Origin of the sequence: Methanobrevibacter sp. (genome assembly GCF_045577275.1) — an archaeon.
Classification (GTDB): Archaea; Methanobacteriota; Methanobacteria; order Methanobacteriales; family Methanobacteriaceae; genus Methanobrevibacter.
Genome location: NZ_JAZNIB010000325.1, coordinates 1 through 2,902, shown reverse-complemented (window position 1 = coordinate 2,902; position 2,902 = coordinate 1). Strand labels below are relative to the sequence as shown.

Annotated in this window: 3 protein-coding genes; 2 read left to right on the top strand and 1 reads right to left on the bottom strand. The window is 29.8% G+C overall.

Going from position 1 to position 2,902, the window contains the following annotated elements; translation table 11 throughout:
* Positions 1–168 precede the first annotated feature (168 nt).
* The gene (locus ACKI67_RS09440) at positions 169–549 is read right to left on the bottom strand and encodes a desulfoferrodoxin (RefSeq protein ID WP_298537680.1); all 381 of its coding nucleotides are present in this window, start codon (positions 547–549) and stop codon (positions 169–171) included.
* Between the two features lie 393 nt (positions 550–942).
* Here ACKI67_RS09440 and ACKI67_RS09435 point away from each other — a divergent pair, with 393 nt between their 5' ends.
* Positions 943–1,869 carry a DUF2121 family protein gene (locus ACKI67_RS09435; protein ID WP_407463279.1) on the top strand — a complete coding sequence of 309 codons (927 nt, stop codon included), beginning with the start codon at positions 943–945 and terminating at the stop codon, positions 1,867–1,869.
* 43 nt (positions 1,870–1,912) lie between these two features.
* Complete coding sequence (locus ACKI67_RS09430; RefSeq protein WP_407463278.1) at positions 1,913–2,824, top strand: MBL fold metallo-hydrolase; 912 nt, start codon at positions 1,913–1,915, stop codon at positions 2,822–2,824.
* Positions 2,825–2,902: the final 78 nt, after the last annotated feature.

Genomic DNA, 2,902 nt, shown 5'->3' with positions numbered 1-2,902 from the left:
GTACTGAAATGTTAAAAATCAAATTTAGTTAAAAGTGGTTAAAAATAGTTAAATTTAATTAAAACTAGTTAAAGTTAATTAAAAATAGTTTAAAAATAGTATAAAAATCAGATTAAAATAAATATAATAAATAAAAAATAGGAAAGTATTATTTAAAATAAATAATACTTATGAATGCCATAAACCGTGGATGTTACAATATTCAATAGCTTTTACGTCTTCTACTTCAGCATTTACATCGAATACTGCTTTAGGTTCATCACCAGGTTTTAAGTTAGCACGGTAAACTTGATCTCCTACAATTAATTCAACAAAATTAATGTAGTGTTCTTCTAACATTGGGTGTGGTTCTTCGCCCATGGTTACGACAATTTTACCATCTTCTTTAGTGATTACAGGGATGTGTTTTACTCCACCTTCAGGTAATTGTCTAGGTTCTAAAAGTTCCATTGCTTCTCCACAGCAAACTAATTCTCCAGCACCTTCGACGATAGCTTCTACCATAATTCCACAATGGTTACATCTGTAAATTTCATTGATTTTTGCCATATTATTTCCTCCAAATAATAATTAATTTTAGTTTGTTCTTTTCAATATATAAAGTTTTATATTATTAAAACAGTTATTTATTTAAGTCTAAATTTTAAAAATTTATATAACTTTTTATATTTGTAAATATATAACTATAAAGTAAGAACTTAAAATTTCATTTAAAGTTTTTTAAATTTGGGGAAATAATTGAAATCCTATTTTAATTTCGTATAATCTTTTTTTAACTTTATTTGGAATTTTATTAATTAATAAATTGAAAATGTAAAATCAATAAGTTAGGCATTAGATAATCATGTGATTTGATTAAGAAAATTAAGATTAATAAGACTAATTAAAAGACTAATTAAGATTAATTAAGAAGGAATATGCCTATTTAAGCGATGTGAGAGTATGAGTTTAATAATTGCTTATGTTGGAAAGAAAGGATGTGTAATGGCAGGGGACAAAAGGAGAATTGCCTATTTTGGTTCTAAGGAAGAACGTGAACTTTTAGAACAGGAAATTTACACTGGTGAAATCTCTAATGATGAAGAGTTATATGCTAGAGCTGAAGAGCTTGAAATAAGTCTAAAGATTACAGATGATGCAACAAAAGTCAAAAGTGTTGAAAATGTTGCTGTAGGAGAAGTCAGTTCAAGAGGAACTATGGAAACCAAAAGAAAAAGAATTTATGGTACAACAAATGGTTTCCAAATTATAGAGCTTACAGGCTCTGAAATTGTCAGTAGGAAAAGAGGAGAATCTTCCATTATCGTCTTCGGTAATAAGATTACAAAATCTATGGCTAATGATATGCTTAAAGCAAAATGGAAACCAAGTTTCAGCTTAAAGTATATGGGAGATATCTTTGGACAAATCTTAGAGGACATCTCTAAAAAAACTCCATCTGTAGGTACTAAATATGATGTGGTCATTCAACAAAACGATTTATATAAAGATAAGGTCCAACCTTATTTAGATGAGGTTATTGAAAGAGATATAAATCTTTTAGCTAAATTTAGAGCTAAACTTAAGGAAGATCTTTTAAAACAAAATGAAACAATCAAATTAGCTTCAACCATTATTGATGAAGGTCCTGTTGGAATTGTTGATTCAATCGATGAAAAGATGATTCAAGTTAAATTAAATCCTGATGTCAGGGCATTTGACATCAATTGGAAACTTCTTGCAAAACCTGGTGAAAACGTTATCATGTTCGTTGAAGGGGAAGATGATGCATTATTGAAAGACCAAGTTGTTATAGAAAATGAAGTCTTATGCATTAAACGTAATAAAGCTAATTTGAAATGTGATATCATATTATGTCATCTTGAATAAATAGTGTTTATTATTGTATTTGAGTGTAAAAAAGGTGACAATAATGAAATTAACATTTTTAGGCTCTGGAGGGGGCAGATTTGCCACCATTAGTCAAAAAAGAATGACTGGGGGCTTTAGAATTGATGATTTTGGAGGAAAAAATTATCAAATCGATCCAGGCCCAGGAGCTTTAGTAAGGTCATATCAGTTTGGTGTGAATCCAACCAAAATCGATGGAATTTTCATATCCCATTCTCATACAGACCATTATAATGATGCTGAAATATTGATTGAGGCAATGACAAGAGGAATGACTAAAAATAATGGTATCATTATGGGTGGTAAGACTATTTTTGAAAATTACCAACGTTGGGGTCCTGCAATCTCAAATTATCATAAAAGCAATTCTAAGAATTTGATTTTGACTCCAGGTAAGATAGCACGTTTCCCAGGATTTACAATTAAGGGAACCGCTACAAGACATGGTGATCCTACAGGTGTAGGTTTCCAAATGGAAAACAACGGTTTTAAGATTTCCTATACAGCTGATACTGAGTATTTTGATGAATTGCCAAAACACCATAAGAATGCTGATATTTTAATCGGAAGTGTTTTAAGGCCAGGTGAAAGGTCCATTAGAGGACACATGTGTACCAGCAACTTTATTGATATCGTTGAGCAGGTCAAACCAAGTTTGGCAATCATGACTCACTTCGGTTTTAAGATGATTGCTGCAAATCCAGTTGAAGAGGCAATAAGAGTTTCTAAGAAGACTGGAGTAAGAACATTAGCTGCATTTGATGGTATGAGAGTGGATATCAATGAAAAATATCCTGAAAGATCTAAAATGATTCGTCTTAAGGATAGGTTTGCAAATCGTTTAAAACAAGAAGAGGTCTATTCTCTTAATTTCAAATCAAAATCAAATAAAAATAGGAATAATAAGAAAAACAATTATGATAAGTCTAATTGATTTTTCTTTCATTTTTAAATTTTTTATTTTTTTATCTTTTTTTAAAATCAGTTTTTTTTTAGATGGTTCTATATATTT